Origin of the sequence: Paenibacillus sp. OK060, from assembly GCF_900101205.1 — a bacterium.
Lineage (GTDB): Bacteria > Bacillota > Bacilli > Paenibacillales > Paenibacillaceae > Paenibacillus > Paenibacillus marchantiae.
Window position 1 is genome coordinate 536,883 of the sequence record NZ_FNFR01000002.1, and the last position, 16,640, is coordinate 553,522.

General features: G+C 44.7%; 16 protein-coding genes. 6 read left to right on the forward strand and 10 right to left on the reverse strand.

The features are described 5' to 3' along the window. Window positions 1-6: 6 nt before the first annotated feature. The 5 genes from rbsC to BLS14_RS08635 are packed head-to-tail and all read right to left on the reverse strand — an operon-like array spanning window position 7 to window position 4,738. Window positions 7-978, reverse strand: coding sequence for an ABC transporter permease subunit (rbsC, locus tag BLS14_RS08615; RefSeq protein WP_063562749.1), 972 nt, complete (start codon window positions 976-978; stop codon window positions 7-9). Window position 979: 1 nt separating this feature from the next. Continuing rightward, window positions 980-2,461: a sugar ABC transporter ATP-binding protein gene (locus BLS14_RS08620; RefSeq protein WP_090951093.1), complete on the reverse strand. Its 1,482-nt coding sequence runs from the start codon at window positions 2,459-2,461 to the stop codon at window positions 980-982. 15 nt (window positions 2,462-2,476) lie between these two features. Next, window positions 2,477-2,878 (reverse strand): D-ribose pyranase, encoded by a 402-nt coding sequence (rbsD, locus tag BLS14_RS08625; RefSeq protein WP_072733236.1) that lies wholly within the window; start codon window positions 2,876-2,878, stop codon window positions 2,477-2,479. Continuing rightward, window positions 2,875-3,756 (reverse strand): ribokinase, encoded by an 882-nt coding sequence (gene rbsK / locus BLS14_RS08630; RefSeq protein WP_090951095.1) that lies wholly within the window; start codon window positions 3,754-3,756, stop codon window positions 2,875-2,877. The genes rbsD and rbsK overlap by 4 nt, the downstream gene beginning before the upstream one ends. Beyond that, the gene (locus BLS14_RS08635) at window positions 3,749-4,738 is read right to left on the reverse strand and encodes a LacI family DNA-binding transcriptional regulator (RefSeq protein WP_063562753.1); all 990 of its coding nucleotides are present in this window, start codon (window positions 4,736-4,738) and stop codon (window positions 3,749-3,751) included. Before BLS14_RS08635 ends, rbsK begins: the two co-directional genes overlap by 8 nt. Window positions 4,739-4,949: 211 nt before the next feature. Between BLS14_RS08635 and BLS14_RS08640 the strand changes: the two genes are divergently transcribed. Beyond that, complete coding sequence (locus tag BLS14_RS08640) at window positions 4,950-5,375, forward strand: MaoC family dehydratase (RefSeq protein ID WP_063562754.1); 426 nt, start codon at window positions 4,950-4,952, stop codon at window positions 5,373-5,375. A gap of 101 nt (window positions 5,376-5,476) precedes the next feature. Here the strand turns inward: BLS14_RS08640 and ppsA are convergent, their stop codons facing one another. From ppsA to BLS14_RS08655, 3 genes are all read right to left on the reverse strand, one after another. After that, a complete protein-coding gene (ppsA, locus tag BLS14_RS08645) occupies window positions 5,477-8,092 on the reverse strand; it encodes a phosphoenolpyruvate synthase (protein ID WP_090951098.1) in 2,616 nt (871 codons plus the stop codon). A gap of 358 nt (window positions 8,093-8,450) precedes the next feature. Further along, entirely contained in the window at window positions 8,451-10,190 is a 1,740-nt protein-coding gene (locus BLS14_RS08650; RefSeq protein WP_090951100.1) for a HAMP domain-containing sensor histidine kinase, read from the reverse strand. Next, window positions 10,187-10,939: a response regulator transcription factor gene (locus BLS14_RS08655; protein WP_256336300.1), complete on the reverse strand. Its 753-nt coding sequence runs from the start codon at window positions 10,937-10,939 to the stop codon at window positions 10,187-10,189. The genes BLS14_RS08650 and BLS14_RS08655 overlap by 4 nt, the downstream gene beginning before the upstream one ends. Window positions 10,940-11,093: 154 nt before the next feature. Here BLS14_RS08655 and BLS14_RS08660 point away from each other — a divergent pair, with 154 nt between their 5' ends. Further along, entirely contained in the window at window positions 11,094-11,405 is a 312-nt protein-coding gene (locus tag BLS14_RS08660; protein WP_090807009.1) for a YbjQ family protein, read from the forward strand. A gap of 391 nt (window positions 11,406-11,796) precedes the next feature. Continuing rightward, entirely contained in the window at window positions 11,797-12,762 is a 966-nt protein-coding gene (locus tag BLS14_RS08665; RefSeq protein WP_218133138.1) for a DMT family transporter, read from the forward strand. Between the two features lie 131 nt (window positions 12,763-12,893). Here BLS14_RS08665 and BLS14_RS08670 read toward each other — a convergent pair whose 3' ends face one another. Both BLS14_RS08670 and BLS14_RS08675 read right to left on the reverse strand, forming a co-directional pair. Further along, a complete protein-coding gene (locus BLS14_RS08670; protein ID WP_090951103.1) occupies window positions 12,894-14,027 on the reverse strand; it encodes a serine hydrolase domain-containing protein in 1,134 nt (377 codons plus the stop codon). Window positions 14,028-14,193: 166 nt separating this feature from the next. Continuing rightward, window positions 14,194-14,709 carry a spermidine/spermine N(1)-acetyltransferase gene (locus BLS14_RS08675; protein ID WP_090951106.1) on the reverse strand — a complete coding sequence of 172 codons (516 nt, stop codon included), beginning with the start codon at window positions 14,707-14,709 and terminating at the stop codon, window positions 14,194-14,196. A 399-nt stretch (window positions 14,710-15,108) separates the two neighbouring features. Between BLS14_RS08675 and BLS14_RS08680 the strand changes: the two genes are divergently transcribed. The 3 genes from BLS14_RS08680 to BLS14_RS08690 are packed head-to-tail and all read left to right on the forward strand — an operon-like array spanning window position 15,109 to window position 16,611. Further along, window positions 15,109-15,840 (forward strand): dihydrofolate reductase family protein, encoded by a 732-nt coding sequence (locus BLS14_RS08680; protein ID WP_063562760.1) that lies wholly within the window; start codon window positions 15,109-15,111, stop codon window positions 15,838-15,840. 36 nt (window positions 15,841-15,876) lie between these two features. Beyond that, window positions 15,877-16,194 (forward strand): carboxymuconolactone decarboxylase family protein, encoded by a 318-nt coding sequence (locus tag BLS14_RS08685; protein WP_064637276.1) that lies wholly within the window; start codon window positions 15,877-15,879, stop codon window positions 16,192-16,194. 21 nt (window positions 16,195-16,215) lie between these two features. Beyond that, window positions 16,216-16,611 carry a cupin domain-containing protein gene (locus BLS14_RS08690; RefSeq protein ID WP_079693878.1) on the forward strand — a complete coding sequence of 132 codons (396 nt, stop codon included), beginning with the start codon at window positions 16,216-16,218 and terminating at the stop codon, window positions 16,609-16,611. The last annotated feature ends 29 nt before the right edge of the window (window positions 16,612-16,640 follow it).

Sequence of the window (16,640 nt, forward strand, 5' to 3'; positions counted from 1 at the left end):
CTCTCCTTAAGCCGTTTTCTTGCGGTCCAGCAGGACAGCGATGGCAATAACGACACCTTTTACAACCATTTGATAAAACGAGTTCACTCCGAGCAGGTTCAAACCATTGTTCAACACGCCGATAATCAGGACCCCAATCAATGTACCGACGATCCGTCCTCTACCACCTGATAGGCTTGTTCCACCCAGAACAACAGCTGCAATGGCGTCCAATTCATATGAAGTTCCTGCCGTTGGCTGCGCAGAATTCAGACGAGAAGTCAGGATCGCGCCTGCCAGCGCTGACAGCATACCTACCAGGGAGTAAATCATGATTTTCACACGATGCACTTTAATACCTGAGATAATAGACGCTTTCTCATTGCCACCAAGCGCGTACGTTTTACGGCCAAAAGAAGTTTTGTGCAAAATCGTCCACAGAATTACGAAAGTAATGAGCATTGTGATTGCTGGAACCGGTATGCCTAGCATATAACCACGACCGAACAGTTGGAACAGCAGGCTATCGCCCAATCCGGTAATCGGATTACCGTTCGTATATACCAGCGTCAATCCACGGAACACCGTCATCGTCGCCAATGTAGCAATAAATGGAGCCATCTTGCCTTTTGTTATCATGAGTCCGTTCACCATACCCATGACACCGCCGAGCGCAACCCCGATAATGATCGACAGAATCGGATCCAGGCCGGACAGCATCATATTGGCTACAAAGGCGCTAGATAACGCCAGAATGGAGCCAACCGACAAGTCGATGCCGCCAGTTAGAATGACAAATGTCATGCCAAAAGCAATCAACGCGTTAATCGAAACCTGACGCAATAGATTCAAGATGTTAAGCGGTTCCAAAAAGCTTGGATTCAATACCGATACGATGATAATCAAAATGATCAGTCCGAGCAGCGGACCTAATTTCTGTGTCAGATTCGTTAGACGGAAGCCGCTTTTGGCGGGTTGGTTTTCCTGCAAAGTTGTCATATCATTGTCCCCCTGTAGCCAATGTCATAATGTTTTCCTGTGTTGCCTCTTCTTTTGCCAGTTCACCGCTAATGCGTCCCTCATGCACTACCGCGATTCGATCGCTCATGCCAAGCACTTCAGGCAGTTCGGAAGATACCATAATGATGGCAACTCCGCGGTCAGTCAGCTCGTTCATCAACTGGTAAATTTCTCGTTTGGCTCCAACGTCCACGCCTCTTGTTGGCTCATCCAGGATAAGTACACTTGGGCCAATGCCGACCCATTTGGCGATAACCACCTTCTGTTGGTTGCCCCCTGACAGGTTCCGTGCTGCCGTCTCAGAGGATTGTGTCTTGATTTGCAAACGTTTGATGAGCGTATCGACGAATTCCTGTTCTTTCTGAGTCGAGATGAAGCCCTTACTTGAGAAGCTGAACAGATTGGGTAAGGCCATATTCTCACGAATGGAGAAATCAAGCACCAAGCCTTCATCCTTGCGATCTTCCGTAATAAATCCGATTCCATGTTTAACCGCATCCGCTGGCTTCCGAATATGAGCCTTTTTGCCTCGAATCATGATCTCGCCACCGTCCAGAGGTTCCAAACCGAAGATCGCTCGCATGATCTCTGTCCGTCCCGAACCCATCAATCCGGAGAATCCGAGGATCTCGCCTGTTCTCACCGTAAAGCTGATATTCTGGAATAATCCTTTGCTGCTTGCGTCCCGTACTTCAAGGACCACCTCACCATACGACGGATTTCGTGCCGGATATCGTTCCGTGAGTTCACGTCCAACCATCTTCCGCACCACTTCATCAAAACTGGTCTCCGGAATCGTCTTGGTGTCTACCGTTTTGCCGTCACGCATAATTGTAATCCGGTCGCAAATGGTGAAAATCTCCTCCATCCGGTGCGAGATATATACGATGGAAACACCATTTTCCTTAAGCGAAGTGATCACGCCGAACAACTTCTGAATCTCACGCTCCGTAAGCGCCGCTGTTGGCTCATCCATAATGATGACTTTAGCGTCGGTCATCAGTGCCTTGGCAATTTCAATCATTTGCTGCTGTCCGACAGAACATTCCCCGGCAGGACGATCCAGCGGGATCTGCACGGAAAGCTTGGCAAACTGCTCAGTAGCAAGCGCTTTCATTTGTCTTGAATTCAGCAATCCAAAAGACGAAGTTATTTCCTTACCTATGAAGAGATTATCAAGCACCGTCATTTCCGGCCAAACGTTTAACTCTTGGTGGATAAAAGCAAGCCCCATCTTCTCAGCTTCCTTCGGATTGGCAAAATAGGTTTCTTTGCCGTCAATGGAGATGGTTCCCTGATCCCGCCCATGAAGACCGATCAAAATGTTCATTAGCGTGGATTTTCCAGCCCCGTTCTCTCCCATCAGGGCATGAACCTCGCCTTCCTTTAGTTCGAAATCCACCCCGCTTAGCACTTGGTTGGTGCCAAAAGCTTTATATATGTCTTGCATCTGAATATGCATGATACCGTCCCCCTTTTAACCGAAAATGACGCCCGATTGTAAAATGCAATTGGCATACGGCGTAGCTTCGCCCGTACGAATGACCACTTTGGCATTCCGGGTCAACGCCTTGAATTGTTCATGATTAATGGAAACGTCAATGGCTTCATCGCCAAATTTCTCGGTAATAAACTGCATAGCTTCTGGATTCCCTGCCTTGATCTCTGTTGCCAAAATTACTTTCTCAACGACCATATCGTCCGCAATAAGCTCCACGATCTCTTGAAAACTCGGTGTTCCCAGTTTCAAGGACAAATCGATTTTGGGGACCCCTTCTGGAACCGGAAGGCCAGCATCCGCGATGACAATCATGTCCGTGTGACCCAAATCAGACAACACCTTCGAAATGTGACTGTTCAATATTCCCAGCTTCTTCATTTCAGGCTTTCCTCCACTTCACCCCGTGTCGGCATGCCTCCTTGTGCCCCAAACTTGGTCACGGATAGCGATGCAGCCCGGTTGGCGAATCTAATGCTGTCTTGTAGCGGTTTGCCTTCAGCCAAAGCCACCGCAAATGCGGCGTTAAACGTATCACCCGCTCCGGTTGTATCCACTGGTTCCACCTTATAAGTAGGTACAACGATTTCCTGTTCGCCGTCAAAATATCGAACTCCGTTGCTGCCCTCCGTAATAAACAACTTGTTTGGATATTTGCGCAGCGCTTCTGCCGGAGTCATGCCCTGAAACAATATCTCGGCCTCATGCTCGTTCGGCGTGATATAAGCAGCTTTGTCGATGACCTCATCCGGTACTTTTCTCGCTGGAGCTGGATTCAATAACAGCGGAGTTCCGCTTTGGGCGCAAATCTCGCTGACACGAACAACGGTTTCCTCCGGGATTTCCTGCTGAATCAATACAATATCGGCGCGGTGGATCACTTCTGCCGCTTCATCGACATAGGCTGGTGTAACTTCACGATTTGCCGCTTCAACCACCACGATACTATTATCACCTTCAGCCAGCACGATATGAGCCGTACCACTCTCCATATGTGTAACCGGTTTCACATTCTGCGTATTTACACCATTTGCTTTGAAATTATTTAAAATGGATGTACCAAAAGTGTCATCACCCACCCGGCCGATCATGGAAACGTCGGCCCCCAGCCTTGCGGCAGCAACTGCCTGATTTGCTCCTTTGCCGCCAGGAACTGTTTTGAAGCTGTCGCCAAGGACGGTTTCACCCGCCCCCGGCCGCCTTGCAGAAGTAACAACCAAATCCATGGAGCTGCTGCCAATTACGCATATTTTAGCCATCTGAATTCACCTTTCTTGTTGTGCCCCGTTCAATGAAACTGACCGGAAGCTGTATGTGTTTGTTTTCGATTGGAGCTTGTTCCACCAGTTTGATAAGCAAACCGGCAGCTTCCCTTCCCATCTCATATGCCGGTTGGCGAATGGTCGACAATGCTGGTGATAGCAGGCTGCTCATCGGGATATCGTCGAAGCCGATAATTTGCATATCCTCCGGAACTTTTTTACCGATTCGCAATGCCTCGTGCAGTACCGCCATAGCTGCGATGTCATTACTTGCAATGACTCCGTCTGTATCGCCGTACTTGCTAAAAAGCTCATCCGCCCATAACCCAACATCGTTAAAGGAAAAGGATGTCGTTTGGATTACGCGGTAATCCAGACCAGCTTGACGTATGCTCTCGATTGCGCCTTCAAAACGATCCTGTGCAGGTTTGATATGTGCCGGTCCCTGCATAACCGTAATTCGGCGACTTCCACGCTTGATGATCTCCCGTGCAGCCAGACGTCCACCCTCTCTGCCATCCGCAAATACGGAGGGACTGTCCAGAGGTGTTCTGTCAAGAAACACCACGGGAATTTTCAAGTTCTCATATATTGAAGAATGAGGGTAATTCGTTGAAGAGATTACGCCGACTACATTATTCTGGATAAAAGTCTGGATGTAATCCTTTTCCTTCTGTTCATCCTCATCACTATTTCCGAAAATCAATCTGAAATCCTGCTCCTGCATCCGGTCCTCTACGCCGCGTGCAAGCTGCGGAAAGTAAGGGTTTGCAATATCGGGTAACAGCAGGCCAATCAATTTGGACTTACGCTTGTATAAAGAGCGGGCCACCTCATTGGGAGAGAAGTTAAGCTGCTTGACCGCCTCCTCCACTTTCTTACGAGTGTCCGCATGAACATAACCTCTTTCATTAATGACCCTTGATACAGTGGCAACTGAAACGCCAGCCAATTTAGCTACATCTTTTATTGTTGTCATGAACGTTCACTCCTATGTGTGTAACCGGTTACAGATATGAAAATATCATATTTTATTAAGTTTGACAATCCTTTTGTTACTGGAAATTTATCCAAGTCACCAGAAAGAGACCTGATTACACTTGCTTTATTATGCCCTAGCATCTTCATAAAATGACTACTTGCCTTGAATTCAACTTATCCATTAGAGTAGATATTGGAGGTGTACATCATTGAAATTTAACGAGTATGTTATAGGCGAGACCTATAGAACAGAGTCTATTCAATTGTCAAAGAAAGATATTATTGATTTTGCAAAAATATATGACCCTCAATATATGCATATAGATGAGGCAAAAGCCAAAGAAGGACGCTTCGGCAGCCTCATTGCTTCGGGTATGCAGACGATGAGCACGTCCTTCAAACTTTGGGTGGAACTCGGGATATATGGAGAAGATGTTATCGCAGGAACCGGCATGAATAACATAAAGTTTATCAAACCTGTGTTTCCAGATGATGAAATCAATGTTCTATCCGAAGTGATTGAATTGGCTCCAAGAAGAAGCAGGGGTGGAATTGTTACCGTGCTGCTCACTACTTTTAATCAAAATAATGAGAAGGTTTTTCAGGCAGAATTAAGTGCTCTGATTAGCAACTGAATTTGTACAATTCGTTTCCGTTGTTGACTTTGAAAACAAAAACGATCGCACATCAGGTCTGATGCGCGATCACTGCTGTACAATCTCAATTCGTGTATCATTTACAATATTTCGATATATCCTTCTGTTCCATGTACCCGAATTCGCTGCCCATCTTTTATTCGATGAGTTGCCTTCTCCACTCCGACAATGGCTGGCAAGCCATATTCACGCGCAATCACAGCTCCATGGGTCATCAGTCCACCCACTTCGGTAACTAGGCCTTTTATAGAAACAAATAATGGTGTCCAGCTCGGATCAGTATAGGGAGTCACTAGTATATCTCCATCTTCCAGATCCGCATCTTCAATATTGAAGATGACACGTGCACGGCCCTCTATCACTCCGGAAGAAACAGGCAGGCCGACAATGGCTTCGGCTGGCATATTTTCACGTTTATACTGACCTGTAATGATTTCACCATCAGACGTGAGCACGCGAGGTGGAGTTAGCTTTTCATAGATTTTATAATCGTCTTTCCGTTGGGTAATGATCTTCTCATCCAGTTTATTGGTGCGTACAACTTCACGAAGTTCTTCAAAAGTGAGAAGGTATATATCCTCTTTTTCGGCAATAACACCGGCTTGTGCAAGTCGTTCGGCTTCTTTCAATAAAGCCTGTTTATATACGAAGTAACGATTGATCATGCCGTATTTGGGATATTCCCGATAACCGATGAAGTTGCGGACTAGGTCAATCATTCGTTTCGTTTCCTTGGCTTTTTGTTCACCATCAGGCAATAGCTTCAATCGATCCAATATTTCCTGTTCTTTCTTCAATGCTTCCTGTCGTCCCTGCTCAAATTTTCGTTTGCTTGCATTAGGCTTAAAGTTTCTGATGTTACCCAGAATCAACGGTACAAGTGTAATGGGTTTTTCAATCCAACGGGTTCTGGTCAGATCGATTTCTCCGGCACATCGCACTCCGTATTTGTCCAGATAATCCTGGATCGCTTCCCTTGTTTCCTGTCCACCCTCAACCTTAACCAATTCATCCATAAAGTCATCCTCTTTCACTTGCTGTAAATAAGCAATGACTTCAGGATACGGACGAATCACATCTGCAACATCCAGTAATGCCAGACCCATTTCCGAAGTGATATTGTTAGGTACAGATTGAGACAGCGTATCTGCTGCATTTTTCTCACCCAACCACTCTTTCATGTTTTCATTGATCCATGCTGAAGCATTCATGGCAGTCATAAATACATTTGAACTTCGTGGGTCAGATAGAAATCTCTTCAATTCTTGCAGATCTTCAAGGATAAAATCAAACAAATCCAATCCAGACTTATTTTGGATGTTACGTTTTAGCTCTTCTACTGAGGCTTGATTGCTTGTAATCAATTCAAAGACGATAGTCGATTCATTTTCAATATGTGCTTGAAAACCCTCAGACGCGCTCGGTTTATGGTGATTACGCGGAGTTGGTGCTGGATGATCAACAGGTAACGATTTTATGAAATTCCCGCGCTCTATTACAGTTGTAAGTGCGTCCTTAAGGAGCGGATCGGATTGTCCCATGGTATTTATGAAGTTTTCTCTCATGACAGGCGAAGCTAGCCTAGGCGTAATATCAACAAACAATCTTCCACCAGCTATACGCATGGGTGCTGGCGTCGTTAATAAAAAGAAAGATAAGCCCAACGGTTTCATGGGATCAGTCATCATTTGTTGATGACCCACAGATAGGTACACATGATTTTCTTGGTCACTCGCTTCAGGGATCGGGTATAACGTTGTGATTGGCCGACTTTGGACAATATAAAACATATCATCCGCCAAACACCATTCAATATCTTGCGGGAAGCCAAAATGAGCTTCGATCTGTCTTCCTATGCGAGCCAGTTCTAAAATTTGTTGATCGGTAAGTGTTTGCGTCTTTTGCAGCACGGGATCGATCTGATGTGTATACGTTCCACCATCTTTCCTTTCATACATAGCCAACGTTTTGACGGCTATCCTCTTATCGACAATTTCACCTTCCCGTACTTTATAACAATCAGCAGATACCAAGCCAGACACCAGCGCCTCACCAAGTCCAAAACTGGCGTCGATAGAAAGCAGTTTCCGGTTGGATGTGATCGGATCAGCCGTAAATAAAATCCCTGAAGCCGATGGGAAGATCATCTTTTGAATGATAACGGACAAATAAACCTGACCATGGTCAAATCCATTTTGCATACGGTAAATTACCGCGCGATCGGTAAACAGGGAAGCCCAACATTTGCTGATATGATGCATAATTGATTCTTTCCCAATGATATTTAAGTAGGTGTCTTGTTGACCCGCAAAAGAGGCATGTGGTAAATCTTCAGCGGTCGCACTGGAACGCACTGCATACGCATGGCCCTCTCCAAATGTGGAGAGATAATGAGCAACTTCTTTTTCAACATCTACTGGAATGTCTACGCCCAGAATAAGTTCCCTGATCTTCCTGCTGATTTCACCAATTTGCTCTCGTTCTTCTACTTTCAACAAGGTTAATTGATCCAGTAAAGCATGATACATTTCATTTTGTTCAATGGCTTTCTGATATCCAACGGTTGTAACACAAAATCCTTCAGGGACGTAAATTCCTTCAATCTTTGATAACTTCGCTAGATTTAATCCTTTTCCACCAACGAGTGCAAGCTGCAATTTTTCCATTTCCTGAAACCCGACAACCAAAGAACTCATTCCGAATCTCCCCTAACTAATAAATTGAGAAAAAAACATTTGACAAAGAGTTTACCGCCATGATAAGATTTAAATATAAGATAAGATATTTGTGTCTGCGATGTTAAAAGAAATGTAATCTGATTATATCATTGTGTCTGTTTATATACAATATCGAAGAACCTGGGATGATTGCCCAGGTTCTTTTTTCATTTCAAATACTATTAATCCTATAGAAGCATGGCTCTCCTCAACCAGATTTCTGTCGTGCAGCATGTTATGTACCACAGATGTTGAAGCCAACAGAAAAAGCAACCTGCCCTCAAATGAGGTTGGGCTGCTTTTTTTCAGTAATCGCCTTTTTAAGACAGTAAACATTTCAACAGGGTAACAAGATCTCAATTTTCGTACCTTGCCGCACTTTGGATTGTACATGAATTTCTCCGCCGTGTGCTTCCACGATCGTTTTGGCGATACTCATCCCTAGTCCAGAACCTGCCGTCGATTCCTCTGTATTTGTTCCCCGATAATAACGATTGAACAAATGCTGCAGCGTTTCCTCATCCATCCCTTTCCCATTATCAAATACGCGTATACATGCCTTATTGTTCATTCTGCCGATGGAGACGGTGACGTTAACGCCTGGCGGGTTATGCTTCACGGCGTTGGACAGCAAGTTATCCATTAACCGCAGCAGCCAGGTTTCATCAGCCTGTACCCACAAGGGACGCTCCTCCCCAACATAGTGAAACTGGTATTCAGACAGCGTAGCGTCATTGACATACTTCAGCACGGAGCAGCGCACCAGTTCAACCAAATCGATTTTCCGAATCTCCATAATCGAATCGCCCTGCTTAAGCTGATGAATCATGGAAAAGTCAGAGATCAGCTCAAGCATATAATCCCCTTTTTCCCGGATCGTCGCCCCCATGGTACGCATCTCTTCTCGGCTCCATTGTTCCGGTAAACTCTCCAGCATATATCCATACCCTTGAATGGTGGACAGAGGTGTGCGCAGATCATGTGAAATTCCTGACATCCATTCTCTTTGATCTTTCTCCAGCCGCTCGCGCTCCTTCTCGGTTTGGGCCAATTGATCAGCCATTTGGTAGAAGGATTCAATGAATTCCTTATAGAGCCTGTATCGGTTTCGCATCGTGCCATTGGAGCGGAATATCTTGCGTTTGTCCTTGGCGGTAAGTACCTGATCGTACTGCCCCCGCCCCATACGTTCGAACCAGCCTGCGAACAAAATCAGCGGCTGACCGTAACGGTAGCCATGCCAAATCGATAAGGGTACTGCCAAGAGAAGAGCTAGACCTGCAAACCACATAAGTCTGCGCGTTGCCGTATCCATCGCTGGATGTTTCAAAGGGCCACCCGCTGGATTGGGCGTATAAAGAATCCAGGTCATTCCACTACGCTGGTCCCGATGGGCGACTATATTGGTATCATAGTTGCTGGGCGATTGCTGGATTGCCAGAATGTCCAGTGGACGGTACCCCTTCTGCAAATACGTTCCATCACCGATGGCTTGTTCGGTATGACCCGTGGAATTAATTACCTGTAGATAACTGCCGGTTTCACGCAGTCGCTGATCCAGAAAGGAAAGCTTTTCGCTAGATACCATGCCTTGCTGCCCGTATTCGTCGAACCAGGCCTTGAGCTGATTAAGGTCAGAACTTTGGTAGCCAAGGATATACAGAACCGGCACATTAAAGGCAAAGTTCAGATGAGTTTGAACAGCATACGTCCCAAGTGTCCGTGTCTCCTGAATATCGAGCAGTTGGGCGATAGAGTATGATGGCGACAGCCCATCATGCGTATCTGTATTTACTTCGTAAATGACCCCTCCTTCGGCATTTACAACCTGCATCCACATTCCTTTTTCCTCAATGAGCTTATCCCACTTGGGGGAGATTTGAATGGTCCCGTCTTTTGAAGAAGCTTCTTGAGCAATCAGTTGTAAGGCACCCACCGGAAAGTTCCGGCGCAACTCACTATTGGTCGTGTTTTGAAAGAATATAATGCAAGCAATGAGAGTAATCGCCAGAATGATCAGGGCATAAAAGATCAATTGATACGTGAAGTGAAATGTCATGCGCTGTTGTATCTTCATTGCTCCTGAAACTCCTTTGACAGCTTGTAGCCGAGCCCGCGTACGGTCAGCAGCAGCTTTGGATTTCCTGGATCGATCTCGATCTTCTCTCGTATGCGCCGAATATGTACCATTACAGTCGAGTCATCTCCCTGTCCGTTGATCCCCCACACCTGATCGTAGAGCTGTGTTTTGGAAAATACGACCCCTGGAAACTTGCAGAAATGCAGCAGCAGATGGAAAACCTGTGCAGGACAAGGGACAGGTTTTCCATCCACGATTAACTCGCCCTCCGCCTCATTCACGGTGAAGCGTCCGAATCGGTAAACCCCTGGTTCAGGGCGTTTCACCTGACTCACAGTTGGAGCTTCAGGCTCTAAACGGCGTATGCGCGCCTGAATTCTTGCAGCTACCTCCAAAGGATTGAAGGGCTTGGTAATATAATCGTCCCCGCCCATGGCGAATCCTCTCAGCACATCGAGATCGGATGCCTTAGCCGTTAGAAACAAAATATGCGGATTTCCGTATTCACGGAGCTTGGAACAAAGCTCCAGACCACTCCCGTCCGGGAGCGTGATGTCGAGCAGGACAATATCCGGGGCAACGCGCTGTACCAGATCGAGAGCTTCCGCACAGGTGGAAGCATCGTACAGCTGATGAAACCCTGCCCTGCGAAGCACCATTTGCAGCATGGTGACAATCGAGGGTTCGTCGTCGACAATTGCAATTTTAATATCCGTTTGATTGGTCATCGTTTTCACCCATTTCATAGTAGCATACTCACATTAACAGAACCTAAACGACTTGGGCAAACTTAAACGATTGTTCAGCAACTCGTTTAGGCTCTGTTTCAGTAACGCTGTTAGCATAGGAAATGAGAAATCTGATTCGCGACAAATCTATTTTATTTTAGGAGGAAAACATTTGATTATTACAACAACAGCAGTAATTGAAGGTTCCCCGGTTAGACAGTATATCGGCGTTGCAACCGGTGAAGTCATCATCGCAGCTAATGTCGGGAGAGACTTTCTCGCTTCATTTAGAGATCTTGTAGGCGGCCGTTCTCGTACCTATGAGAACAAGCTAAGAGAAGCAAGAGACGCTGCCTTTGAAGAAATGACCGAGCAAGCCGCACAGATGGGAGCCAATGCCGTAATCGGTGTGGATCTGAACTACGAAGTTGTTCGTCAAGGTATGCTCATGGTCGCAGTCAGCGGAACGGCAGTTATTATCTAAACTTCAACGGCATTATCGCGCTGTCCTAAAATAATCCTCACGCTTTATCAATTCACAATAAGGAGCTTACATACAAATGAAAAAAATTACGGCTTCAATTCTGTCCTTATGTTTACTTACCTCAGGGCTTTCCTCCGTTCATGCAGAAGAGAAAGTGATATCCTTATCATTAAATGGCGAGTCAATCCAGTTCAGTCAATCCTCAGCGATCGTAGACAAAGGGGTAACTCTCGTCCCCTCAATCATTTTTCACAACGTTAATTATATCTCTTAGTCTTGTTATGAAACGGGATTTCATTTTTTTGTTACAGCTACTCGCAGTTTGTGATATGGTCAGTGAGGTGCGATCAGCCCGTACACATTTACATATCATGCGAGGAGAAGATTGAAAGTGAATGAAATAAAAGCATTGGAGAACCCGAGCAAGTTTAGTGATCCTTTATTTGTAACCTTAGTTGCAAGTTTATGTTGCTTGTTATGGGGGAGTGCCTACCCGTTTATTAAGCTTGGATATAGTGCTTTTGACATCCTGGCAGAAGATATTCCATCCAAATTTGTATTTGCAGGTTATCGATTTATTTTAGCAGGATTACTGCTTCTATTCCTGTTTCGTGTCATTAGTAAACGGAAATTTGAACTGTCTGGACGACAATTTTCAAGCTTAATATTGCTTGGCATGTTCCAAACGGGTCTGCAGTATATGTTTTTTTATGTGGGTGTAGCCAATACGACAGGTGTCAAAGGTTCGATTATGAATGCGACAACGACCTTTTTCAGTGTTGTTCTAGCTCATTTTTTATATAAAAATGATAAACTGAGCAAAAATAAAATAGTCGGCTGTTTGCTAGGATTTATTGGCGTAATTATTGTGAATTTCCACTCCAATCTGCTGGAATTCTCCTTCTCTCTCACAGGTGAAGGTTTCGTTATTATGGCGGCTCTTATTTTTTCCATTACGGCCATCTACGCAAAGCACTTGACAGGCTCCATCGATGTCCTCGTTATTACTGGAGTTAGCTTGTTTGTCGGCGGACTGGCACTCACCATACTGGGACTCCTGCTTGGCGGCCGGGTTACACATTTTACACTCGAATCAACGGGTATCTTGATTTATTTAGTTTTACTTTCATCAGCTGCATTCTGCTTATGGAATCTTCTTCTGAAATACAACAAAGTGGGGAAAGTATCTGTGTATAACTTCCTTATCCCTGTCTTTGGTGCATTGCTATCGGCGTTGTTTTTGGGAGAAACGATTTTGGAATTCAAAAACCTAATTGCATTGCTCTTTGTATCCATCGGTATTTATATGGTTAATCGCGTAACCTCTCGAAAGTTCTCAAATACCCTGGAACCTTAGTTCAAAAAGAAAAGGAAAAAATAATAACAGGGGCGCGACATTGCTCGCGTCCCTGTTTGTTTCCAATTGTACGAATACTCAACATCAAGTCGTTGAATTAAGCAAATGCCTCGTCAGATTCCACTCCCGCATTACAAACAGGAGTAAACGACATTACGCAAGCGGCGATGAACATAAGGCTCCTGATTGTTCAGCAGATGCTGCGCATACATGACCGTGAGTTCAGAATCTGGATCAATGATGGCCATGCAGCCGGCAGCACCACTCCATCCAAATTCACCAAGTGGGCTTAACGAACCGCTGCCCGCTTTGGAGATATGCGTGCGCACACCCAGTCCATAACTATACCCTCCCATATGATCCCAGGAGTAATCATCACGGGTCAGATCGTTCAGATGGTCTGTGCGCATCAGCTCAATTGATGCCTGTGACAGAATGCGCACGCCTTGCGGACTGGTCCCGCGTCCAGTCAGAGCGTTCAGGAACAGTGCATAATCGCTAACGGTGGACAACAACCCGGCACCGCCGCTCTCCAAATCCGTTCCTACCCGGAATCCGTTTCCGTCCATTCGTACGGCTTTTTCAAGCTCATCATTGTAAGCATACTGCGGAATCAGGCGGGTCTGCTGTTCCTCGTTCAGGTCGAATGCCGTATCGTTCATACCTAGCGGTCCGATAATTTCTTCTTGCAGATATTTACCAAAACGTCTACCACTCACAACCTCCACCAAAGCTCCGAGCACATCGTGACACATGCTATAGTTCCAATGCGTACCTGGCTCAAACAGAAGTGGTTCCTTGGCGAGCGCTTTCGCAAATTCTCTTGTCGGTAATGTTCCGTTGGTGCTCTTCACAGCTTCCTGAATGCTTGGCGAGCCAACATCATAGGAGAATCCGGCAGTCATCGTAAACAAGTCACGTACTGTAATCGCCATTGTCGCTTTTTCCAATCTGACCTCGCCGCTCGATAATGTTTTCTTCACCGCCATCTCGGCATATTCCGGCAGATAGTCAGATAACGGATCGCTCAGCAGCATTTGCCCTCTCTCTACAAGTTGAAGCGCTGCCACACAGGTCATAATTTTCGTCATGGAGTAGAGATTGAAGATCGCCCCATCGCCGATGGGCGTTTGCTCCTCCAGATTGGCGTAACCATTCCGGTAACGGAAAACGGTATCATTTTGATGCATCACAAGGACCTCTGCCCACGGAATTCTCCATGATGTGATGCGATCAATAAATGAAGCAAGCGGTTTAAAGTCCATATTTCCCCGTCCTTCTATGTAGAATCGTTATCAATACACATAGTGGATCTGTGTTCATGCACATGGCCCACATAGTATTAATATACGACCATTCACATGCATTGACCATATCTAATAGTAAGCAACGTTTAAACAATCTGTACATTTTTTAGGATCGGTACGATTACTAGAGTGTCTTGACCATGATAAAATCGATTTGTTCCTCGTCCCCCATGTAAAAAGAGTGAGAGCCAGTCTGAACAAACCCCATCTTCTTGTAAAAAGCAATGGCATTGTCATTCTTTTCCCATACGCCAAGCCAGACTTCCTTCTTTTGGTGCTCCAATGCGGTCTCCATCGCTTTATTTAGCAGATATTTACCCAGTCCATGCATTTGGAATTTTTTCCTGATATAAATTCTCTCAATTTCTAGTGAAGCATCACTCATTTGTTCGGATTGGGCGCCCTCTCTGTTCACCTTTAGATATCCGGCAAGTTCCTTATTGTAGTAGACGAAAAAGATGTCTGAACAGCTATTGGACAGTTCATCTTCCAACTGTTTAGCGTTAAATGCTCTTTCCAGATAGGCTCTCATATTGTCAGGGGAATTCTGATCTTTGAATGTATCGTGGAATGTTTCTATACTTATTTCTTGTAGTTTTTGTAAATCCTCGCGACTGCATGCTCTTATTTCCACGGTCATTGTGATGTATCTCTCCTTATATGAATCAGTTACTTATTTGAAAACACTTCAGTTTTTTTGTTGCAAATACAACATTTATTATGTTCTTAATCTACTCTAATTTTGTAGAGTTTGCAACATAAATCAAGTGAGACGAAACAGGTTGAAATACAAGGCAACTCAAAAACGTTTTGTACATACTATCTTGACGTTTATTTACAATCCACACCTCTATGTTTATTAATGAACAAATTTAATGAATCTAACAATTGATTCTACGATTCTCTCTTATATAATAATAGATAGATGTTCATTATTGTATTAATGTAAATTTGAATTACACATCAAAGTAATACTACAGTAATGAATAATATTCACTTTTCCCCCTGCAATCCATTCATGTCGAAAGGAGATGCTACGATGGACAGACCCTATACGATTTGTCATATGCTTAGTTCAATAGATGGCAAAATTATCGGCGATTTTCTGGAAGATGATCGGTCAACCTACTTCATTAAAGAGTATGAACGTATCCATGACCGCTACGAGTGTAATGCTTGGATGTGCGGACGAGTCACGATGCAAGAACATTTTGCACATGAATATATTCCTCCACCCAATCAAGAGAAGCAGTCCCCGATTCCTCGAACGGATTATGTTGCGCAGCAAGACATTGGAACTTATGCCATCGCCGTAGATCCACACGGCAAATTGGCTTGGACCCATAACTATATATCCGAAGAGAATGGCAACAGAACAAAGGATCACATTATTGAGGTGCTGACTGAACAAGTGCCCGATGCTTATCTCGCATATCTACAGGAATTGGGCATCTCTTATATCTTTGGTGGAACGAAAGAGCTTAATGTTGTGACGGTTGTAAAAAAACTGAAAGCATTGTTCTCCATCGATCGATTATTGCTTGAAGGCGGCGGTGTCTTAAATGGTTCTTTCCTGAATGAAGGTTTGATCGATGAGTTAAGTCTCGTATTCGTTCCTTTTGCAGAGGCAAGCTCTCCGGCTTTGACCATCTTTGAGAAGGGTTCAAGTTCCAAAGAAACCTTCCCCGTTCATTTTGAATTGATAAGAGTCGAACAAATGGAACATAACGGATTGTGGATGACTTATCGAGTAGAAGGAAATTCTAAATAACTCTCAACCGAATTACGAATGGAGGATCACATAGCTATGGAAAAAAAACAAACTGCTGGAAGAGATATATTAGGTGAGTTTGCCCCGAAATTTGCAGAGTTGAATGATGATATTCTGTTTGGCGAGGTATGGTCAAGAGTAGAAGAATTATCTAGTCGTGATCGCAGTATGATTACCGTCTCTGCACTTATTGCCGGTGGAAATTTCGAACAATTAACCCCACACCTTCACAAAGCAAAGGAAAATGGAGTAACTCGTAATGAAGTGTCTGAAATGATTACTCATCTTTCCTTCTATGTGGGCTGGCCGAAGGCATGGTCTGCGTTCAATATTGCAAAAGATATTTATAAATAAAAAAGAAAGTAGGGAACCATTATGACAAACGAACATTTGAGTAACAGCACCATCTTCCCACTCGGAAAGAAAGTAGAAGCCAATTTTATTGGAGATGCGTATCTGGAGATGGTCTTTACAGATGAAACTCCACTTAACACTAGCATTGGAAATGTCACTTTCGCGCCAGGAGCACGCAATAATTGGCATTCGCATGCTGTAGGTCAAGTGTTACTTGTTACAGGTGGTGAAGGCTGGTACCAGGAAGAAGGTAAACCCGCACGATTGCTTAAAACCGGAGATGTTGTAAATATTCCTCCTAACGTGAAGCACTGGCATGGGGCAACAGCCGATAGTTGGTTTGTGCATTTGGCTATGACACCTGGACAAACCGAATGGTTAGAACCTGTGAATGATGAGTGGTACAACGCGCTCTAAGGAAAGAATCTGATCCAAATGAAAGGAAT